Raw genomic sequence first — 7,382 nt, 5'->3', positions numbered from 1 at the left:
GTGCCGACTACCGGAATCGAACTGGTGACCTACTGATTACAAGTCAGTTGCTCTACCTACTGAGCTAAGTCGGCACACTAATATTCTTTGTGCTTTTGTCCGTGTTAATGCTTCCTGTTAAAAAGCGCTGACACCAACAAATCAAATTGTGGTGCCCGGAGGCGGAATCGAACCACCGACACGAGGATTTTCAATCCTCTGCTCTACCGACTGAGCTATCCGGGCAACGGAGCGCTATTAAACGGATTTTCTGCATAACCGTCAACACCTTTTTTCAAAATAATTAAAAAAAACGTTCGTTAGTTGTTTTTTTATTCAAAAGTGAGGGTTAGGTTTTGCCTTGGTTAAACTCTTTTTTGAATTTTGTTACTTTTTCTAAGTATCTACGCGATTCTTTGTTGGGATGCTTTTTGGTTAATGCCCAATAAACTTGATTAGGTTGCAAAGAGTTAAGGTCATTCATTGCGCGCTTTCTATCGCGACTAAAGGTATTTAACACTCCTCCTGTGCCTCCGTTGTACGCAGAAATCATGCTGTACTCCAAGGTGGTCGGGTGTTGAACGTCTTTTAGGTAGCGATTTTTAAGGATGTAGAAATACGCAGTACCTGCATCAATGTTGTTTTCTGGATTAAATAAATATTCAGGGCTAGGCTCACCCGATTTATTTTTCACCAGCTTAAAGACATCGCGGCCAGCTGTTTTAGGGACGACCTGCATCAAACCATAGGCGTTAGCCCAACTAACGGCGTAGGGGTTAAAGCTACTCTCAGTTTTGATGATGGCGTAGATAAGATCTTCTGGGATGTCATAGCGCTTTGAAGCACGCTGAACGATGTCTGCGTATTTATAGCTTCGCTTACTCGCGTGATCGGCCACCATTGGGATCTCAACGTAGTAGGCTTTTTTGAAGTCGACGTTCTTCGTTTTTAGGTTGTTTGCTATTAAGTAGTCAGCAAATCGATTGGCACGCCAAGTCCATTGAATGGGCTTTTTGTCTTGATCAACAACTTGGTTATAGAGGAAGGGTTGGCCTTCTAGCTTGATGCTTTTAGAGGAGAATAGATCAACACTTGCTGGATCATCGGGTGTCAGCAAGGTTGTCATGATCGCATCTTTTAGGTGCTTTTTCGGCTCTGTCGATGAAACTGTTTCGACGGTAATCAAACCTTTTGAGAAGTTTACTTCTGAACGACTCAAGTAATTATCTATGTATTTCACATAGTTACTTTTACCTGCAATCTTTACTTCATTGCTGCCCCAACGTTTTTGGATGTTACCCGAGAAGCTATTGATGAGGGCATCGAGTGCGCCTGTATCTTTCTCGAATTGACCCGGTAGCTCGGCAAGGTTGCCTGCAAAACGGTTGGTCGGTTCATAATTGACGTCATAAATGCTCTCAATGAACTCTCGGCTACAACCGGTAAGTAGCATAGCCGCTAGGAAGTAACTCAGCTTTTTCATAGGTCCTCATACAAAAATGACATCACAGCGCGAACCATGATGTCATTAAACTTGGTGTAAATAAATGTCTTATTCGCTTGGTGGCGTGTAGCCATCAATCACGACATCTTTACCTTCGAAAAGGAAATTAACCATTTCTGTCTCAAGCAGTTTTCTGTGCTCAGGATCCATCATGTTTAGCTTCTTTTCATTGATAAGCATGGTCTGCTTGCTTTGCCATAGTGCCCATGCTTCTTTAGAAATATTGTCGAAAATACGCTTACCTAAGTCACCTGGGTAAAGTTGAAAATCTAAGCCTTCAGCATCTTTCTGTAGGCGAGCACAAAATACAGTGCGGCTCATAATGGTTCCTCTTGTCGTATTCGTCTGTTTAAACGTGATCGTTTAATTCAAAGGTTAGACTTTCTAATAGCTGCTTAACAGGGGCAGCTAAGCCTATCTCTTCAGGTTTTGATAAGTTATACCAGAGACCCTTTGTCCCTTCCATTATCAAATCTGGTTGTTTGTCTAATTTTACTAAGACAGGGGTGATATCTAAGTGGTAATGGCTAAAGGTATGCCTAAACGCAATTAGAGTCTCTTGGTTTTCTATAGAAGCTGAGCCAATCGAGCGGATGTCGAGTTGGTGTTCAATCTCCTGATTTTCATGTTGAGGGAAACAGAACAGCCCTCCCCAGATGCCTGATTGCGGTCGTTGCTCCAACCAAACCTGATTGTCGTGATAAAGAATCACAAACCAAGTCTCTTTTACAGGCTTCTCTTTCTTGGGCTTCTTACCCGGAAAGTCGAGCTGACGGTCTAGCTTGTTTGCCTCACACATCGATTCAATTGGGCACAACGTGCACTTCGGCTTGCTTCGAGTACACACCATAGCACCCATATCCATCATAGCTTGGTTGTACTTATCGACATCTTGTTTGGGAGTATTTGACTCAGCATGTTCCCAAAGCTGATTTTCAATCTTTTTTTGCCCCGGCCAACCTTCGACGGCAAAACTTCTTGCTAAGGTTCGTTTGACGTTGCCATCTAAAATCGCATGAGGCTGCTTATAGACAGATGATAGAACGGCTGCGGCGGTTGAGCGTCCAATGCCGGGTAGGGCGTTCATCTCTTCAATGTCGGTTGGAAACTCTCCACCATACTCAGTGGCAACAATCTTTGCGGCTTTGTGTAGATTACGCGCTCTTGCGTAGTAACCAAGGCCGGTCCAAAGGTGTAACACTTCATCTTGCTCTGCATTGGCAAGATCGATAACGGTTGGAAAGCGCTCCAGAAATCGTTGGTAATATGGGATCACAGTAGCGACTTGCGTCTGCTGGAGCATGATCTCAGAGAGCCAAACGGAGTAGGCGGTTTTGTTTTGTTGCCATGGGAGTTCTTTACGCCCATAGGCGTCATACCACTTTAATATGGCGGATGCGAAAGGAGTCACGACTTGCTCATTGCTTTGCTATTATTAGAAACGAAATTGCACCACACTTGTGGTTGGATGTAAAACAGACAAATTGTGTGGGAATTTATCAGCAGAAAGACTTGCACAGAAGGCAATTCTTTGGATAATCCCCGCTTTGATTAATCAATGTGCAGGCAAAAATCAATGAGTGAAGTGACCACTAACGAATATACTGAAGACGGCAAACTGGTTCGTAAGATCCGCAGCTTTGTTCGCCGCGAAGGCCGCTTAACCAAAGGCCAAGAGAACGCGATGAACGAGTGTTGGCCAACTATGGGTATCGACTACAACCCAGAACTTCTAGATTGGAAAGAAGTTTTCGGTAACGATAACCCTGTAGTACTAGAGATCGGCTTTGGTATGGGTGCATCACTGGTTGAAATGGCGAAGAACGCACCAGAGAAAAACTTCTTAGGTATCGAAGTTCACAGCCCTGGTGTAGGTGCGTGTCTTGGTACTGCGCGCGACGCTGGCGTAACTAACCTACGCGTGATGTGTCACGATGCGGTTGAAGTGTTCGAGCACATGATCCCAGATAGCAGCATTCATACGCTACAGCTATTCTTCCCAGACCCATGGCACAAAGCGCGTCACCACAAGCGCCGTATTGTTAAAGCCGAGTTTGCTGAGATGGTTCGCGCGAAGCTACACCTTGAAACAGGTATCTTCCACATGGCGACTGACTGGGAAAACTACGCAGAGCACATGATCGAAGTGATGAACGCGGCTCCAGGCTTCGAGAACATCGCAGAAGAGGGTGATTTTATTCCTCGTCCAGATGAGCGCCCGCTAACTAAGTTTGAAGCTCGTGGTCACCGTTTAGGTCACGGCGTATGGGATATTAAGTACAAGCGTACTAAGTAATTCAAAGCAAAGTGAGTCGGCTCAGGTACTGAGCGATTGCCCCTACACTTTGTAGTATTGATAAAAGCCAACATTGTTGTAATGTTGGCTTTTTTGTCCTTAGCTGATGAATAAATCAATGGTGTGAGACACCAGCCCTACAAGAATAACAATACAGAAGTACACAAGCATGAAACCGACACAAGCTATCTTGGCGGAGATTCTAGAAGAAGTTCGCCCTTTAATTGGCCAAGGGAAAGTGGCTGACTACATTCCGGCTCTGGCCAAAGTCTCGAATCAAAAGCTTGCTATTGCCGTTTACACCAATGAAGGTGAGGTGATCCAAGCGGGAGACGCAGAAGAAGCCTTTTCTATTCAATCTATCTCTAAAGCCTTAAGCTTGACCTTGGCCATGGTGCTTTATAAGCCTGAAGAGATCTGGCAGCGTGTAGGTAAAGAGCCTTCAGGCCAAGCGTTTAACTCGATGATTCAGCTAGAGATGGAGCAAGGTATTCCGCGCAATCCGTTTATCAATGCGGGTGCGATCGTGGTTTCAGACTTATTGCACAGTCGCCTATCTGCACCAAGACAGCGTTTGTTGGAGTTTGTACGTCAGCTCTCTGGTGATACGCATATCGTCTACGACAAGGTTGTTGCGGCTTCAGAGATGATGCATAGTGATCGTAATGCGGCGATTGCTTACTTGATGCGAGCATTTGGTAACTTCGACAATCAAGTGATTCCGGTATTGAATAACTACTTCCACGCTTGTGCGCTTAAAATGACTTGTGTCGACTTGGCGAAGACCTTTAGCTATCTAGCGAATAAAGGCACTTCAGTACAGACTCAGAAGCAGGTGATTACTCCAACTCAAACGAAACAGTTGAATGCATTGCTTGCGACTTGTGGATTGTATGACGGTGCTGGTGAATTTGCGTATCGCGTTGGTATGCCGGGTAAATCTGGTGTAGGTGGTGGCATCATCGCTATCGTACCGGGCGAGATGACGATTGCTGTGTGGTCTCCGGAGCTTGATCCTTCAGGTAACTCATTGGCCGGTACTAAGGCTCTTGAACTGCTTTCAGAACGCATTGGTCGCTCGATTTTTTAGAAGATAGATGCGAGGTGCGAGCACGGACTTCGTCCTATAGAGCGCTTCGCTGTGGTGGAGTTTAGAGATCCCCAACTCACTCGTTCCTTGTTCTTGGGGATGACGGGTTAAGCTAGTGTTCTGATCATCAGTGACAATATTTGCCGTCATTCCCGATAGCGACGAAGGAGCGTAGTCGGGAATCTGTTTTTTTCTTCGCGCAAATTAGAAAAGGGTTGACCCTAAAGCCAACCCTTTCAATCTCGAACTACTCGTCTTCTTCTGCCATAAACGCTTCTAACAGGTCATTGAGGAACAATTTACCTTTTTCGGTAATTTGCCAATGCGTCTCTGTCTCTTGCAAGTAGCCTAGGTCAATAGCCCAGTTGATGGTCTCTTGAACCGCTTCAAAGCCCAGCCCTGTCGTATCCAAGAAATCTTGTTTTGGGCATGCTTCCATTAATCGAAAGCGGTTCATAAAGAATTCAAATGGCCTATCTTCATTAGCGACCTCAAATTCATCCGAAAGATAAGGCTTAGCAAGGTTCTGATATGCAGCGAGATAGCCTCTAGGGTGTTTAACCTTAGTGGTGCGTACGATCCTACCATCGCTAAAGCTCAGCTTACCGTGAGAGCCACAACCGATGCCGAGGTAGTCACCAAAGCGCCAGTAGTTGAGGTTGTGCTGACATTGATAGCCCGGCTTGCTGTAGCCTGAGATCTCGTATTGCACATAACCTGCTTCGGCGAGCTTCTTATGCCCTAGCTCGAAGATATCCCATAGGTCATCATCGTCTGGCAGCGTAGGTGGCTTGTAGTAGAACATGGTATTAGGCTCAATAGTGAGCTGATACCAAGATAGATGCGGCGGATCGAGTTCGATCGCCTTATCAAGATCCGCCAGAGCTTGTTCAATACTCTGATCCGGCAAGCCATGCATAAGATCGAGATTAAAGCTGTTTAGACCGATCTTATGTGCAAGATGAGCCGCATTGATCGCTTCATCTTGACCGTGGATTCGTCCCAATCGCTCTAGTTTCTCTTGCTCAAAGCTTTGAACACCAACTGAGATACGTGTGACTCCAGCCTCTCGATAACCGGCAAAACGTTCCGCCTCGATGGTACCTGGGTTTGCCTCCATGGTGATCTCGATGTCAGCCTTAAACGGGATACGTTGCTCAATCCCTTTAAGCATTCGCTCGATACCTTGAGGGGAGAATAAGCTCGGTGTTCCACCGCCAATAAAGATCGAGTGTAGGGGTCTCGGTGACTGGTTGAGGTGATATCTTTCAATATCGGTATCAAGATCCTCAAGCAGGGCATCAATATATTCGTTCTCCGGTATGTCGGCTTTTAGCGCATGCGAATTAAAGTCGCAGTATGGGCACTTCTGCACACACCACGGGATGTGAACATACAGACTCAGAGCTGGTGGAATCAGTGTCGCTTGACTCATTACTGAGCTTGCTCTTTTAGCGTTTTGAACAGTGTAGTCAGAGCTTTACCACGATGAGATAGCTGCTTTTTACGTGTTGGTTCAAGCTCTGCTGAGGCACAATTGTCTTCAGGTACGAAGAAGATAGGGTCGTAACCGAAGCCGTTGTCGCCATGCGCTTCATTTAGGATACGGCCTTCCCATTTGCCGTGACAAACGATAGGTGTTGGATCGTTTTCGTGACGCATTAATACTAGAACACAGTGGAAGCGGGCGGTACGCTCGGCTTCTGGCACACCTTCCATCGCCTTTAGAAGCTTCTCTAAGTTCTCTTGATCTGATGCATCTTCGCCAGCGTAGCGCGCTGAGTATATTCCCGGTGCGCCTTTTAGGTAGTCAACCTCTAGACCTGAGTCATCCGCAATGGCTGCACGCCCTGTTTCTTTGGCTGCATGACGCGCTTTAATGATCGCATTTTCGATGAAGGTAGTTCCGGTTTCTGCAACCTCAGATACGTTGAATTCACTTTGTGCTAAAACTTCAAAGCCGAAGTCAGACAGCAGATCTGCCATTTCGCGAACTTTGCCTTGATTGCCTGTAGCTAGAACGATCTTATTCATTGGGGTAACTCTAAATTTAAATAGTGAAAGTGAAGAGATTATTCTTCAACATAAAATTTTTGGGTAAAACGAAGCGGGCCAGCGCCTTTTAGGCCAGAGTTAACATCGATATCAAAGGTGATGTTCTCTTCGTGTGTGATTGGAAACTCTGCGAGATAGTAAATCGCATCGCCTTCTTTGATTTCACGAAACTCCAAAGTTCGAGTGTTGCCGACTAGGTTTCTTGCAGTTCCAGAGATTTTAGCAGTCGTAGCGGGTTTGCCTAGTGCAGAAGTATCCAGAATGCTGATGTTTAAAATAGCTGAGTAGCCGTTTCGTTTTAACTGATACTGCTTAGCTACTTGAGCGGTTAGGAATGTTGAGTTGAAAGCAGAATAATGTACCTCAACGTCTTTGATGTTTTTAAATTGTCCCGCCCAAGTTGGCAGTGCAATCAAGCTTGTAAGTAGTGCTGTAATCCATAAACGCATAATGACTCC

At 45.6% G+C, this 7,382-nt stretch carries 8 protein-coding genes and 2 tRNA genes; 2 read left to right on the top strand and 8 right to left on the bottom strand.

Features of this window, described 5'->3' with window-relative positions; all coding sequences use genetic code 11:
* Position 1: 1 nt before the first annotated feature.
* From VFDL14_RS17575 to mutY, 5 genes are all read right to left on the bottom strand, one after another.
* Positions 2–74: transfer RNA gene (locus VFDL14_RS17575), tRNA-Thr, on the bottom strand.
* Between the two features lie 75 nt (positions 75–149).
* Positions 150–225: transfer RNA gene (locus tag VFDL14_RS17580), tRNA-Phe, on the bottom strand.
* A gap of 103 nt (positions 226–328) precedes the next feature.
* Positions 329–1,462, bottom strand: coding sequence for a membrane-bound lytic murein transglycosylase MltC (gene mltC / locus VFDL14_RS17585; protein WP_032549861.1), 1,134 nt, complete (start codon positions 1,460–1,462; stop codon positions 329–331).
* Positions 1,463–1,531: 69 nt separating this feature from the next.
* Complete coding sequence (locus VFDL14_RS17590; protein WP_032549860.1) at positions 1,532–1,804, bottom strand: oxidative damage protection protein; 273 nt, start codon at positions 1,802–1,804, stop codon at positions 1,532–1,534.
* A 28-nt stretch (positions 1,805–1,832) separates the two neighbouring features.
* Positions 1,833–2,894 (bottom strand): A/G-specific adenine glycosylase, encoded by a 1,062-nt coding sequence (mutY, locus tag VFDL14_RS17595; protein ID WP_032549859.1) that lies wholly within the window; start codon positions 2,892–2,894, stop codon positions 1,833–1,835.
* A 165-nt stretch (positions 2,895–3,059) separates the two neighbouring features.
* On the opposite strand from mutY, the gene trmB reads away from it, so the two are divergent.
* Both trmB and glsB read left to right on the top strand, forming a co-directional pair.
* The gene (gene trmB / locus VFDL14_RS17600; RefSeq protein ID WP_032549858.1) at positions 3,060–3,779 is read left to right on the top strand and encodes a tRNA (guanosine(46)-N7)-methyltransferase TrmB; all 720 of its coding nucleotides are present in this window, start codon (positions 3,060–3,062) and stop codon (positions 3,777–3,779) included.
* A gap of 169 nt (positions 3,780–3,948) precedes the next feature.
* Complete coding sequence (gene glsB, locus VFDL14_RS17605) at positions 3,949–4,869, top strand: glutaminase B (protein WP_032549857.1); 921 nt, start codon at positions 3,949–3,951, stop codon at positions 4,867–4,869.
* A gap of 247 nt (positions 4,870–5,116) precedes the next feature.
* On the opposite strand, the gene hemW is transcribed toward glsB, so the two are convergent.
* From hemW to VFDL14_RS17620, 3 genes are read right to left on the bottom strand one after another with little or no spacing between them, the layout of a single operon-like run.
* Positions 5,117–6,304 carry a radical SAM family heme chaperone HemW gene (gene hemW, locus VFDL14_RS17610; protein WP_032549856.1) on the bottom strand — a complete coding sequence of 396 codons (1,188 nt, stop codon included), beginning with the start codon at positions 6,302–6,304 and terminating at the stop codon, positions 5,117–5,119.
* Complete coding sequence (locus tag VFDL14_RS17615; RefSeq protein WP_032549855.1) at positions 6,304–6,903, bottom strand: XTP/dITP diphosphatase; 600 nt, start codon at positions 6,901–6,903, stop codon at positions 6,304–6,306. Before VFDL14_RS17615 ends, hemW begins: the two co-directional genes overlap by 1 nt.
* Positions 6,904–6,941: 38 nt before the next feature.
* A complete protein-coding gene (locus VFDL14_RS17620) occupies positions 6,942–7,373 on the bottom strand; it encodes a DUF4426 domain-containing protein (protein ID WP_032549854.1) in 432 nt (143 codons plus the stop codon).
* Between the last annotated feature and the right edge of the window lie 9 nt (positions 7,374–7,382).

This window comes from Vibrio fortis (assembly GCF_000695685.1).
Classification (GTDB): domain Bacteria; phylum Pseudomonadota; class Gammaproteobacteria; order Enterobacterales; family Vibrionaceae; genus Vibrio; species Vibrio fortis_A.
The sequence above is the reverse complement of the archived record's forward strand: the minus strand, read 5'-3'. Positions and strand labels throughout refer to the sequence as shown.

Bases quoted from the DNA above. Each gene is read 5' to 3' on its own strand.
- VFDL14_RS17620 (WP_032549854.1), bottom strand. From the start codon at position 7,373: ATGCGTTTATGGATTACAGCACTACTTACAAGCTTGATTGCACTGCCA.
- hemW (WP_032549856.1), bottom strand. From the start codon at position 6,304: ATGAGTCAAGCGACACTGATTCCACCAGCTCTGAGTCTGTATGTTCAC.
- glsB (WP_032549857.1), top strand. From the start codon at position 3,949: ATGAAACCGACACAAGCTATCTTGGCGGAGATTCTAGAAGAAGTTCGC.
- trmB (WP_032549858.1), top strand. From the start codon at position 3,060: ATGAGTGAAGTGACCACTAACGAATATACTGAAGACGGCAAACTGGTT.
- VFDL14_RS17615 (WP_032549855.1), bottom strand. From the start codon at position 6,903: ATGAATAAGATCGTTCTAGCTACAGGCAATCAAGGCAAAGTTCGCGAA.
- VFDL14_RS17590 (WP_032549860.1), bottom strand. From the start codon at position 1,804: ATGAGCCGCACTGTATTTTGTGCTCGCCTACAGAAAGATGCTGAAGGC.
- mltC (WP_032549861.1), bottom strand. From the start codon at position 1,462: ATGAAAAAGCTGAGTTACTTCCTAGCGGCTATGCTACTTACCGGTTGT.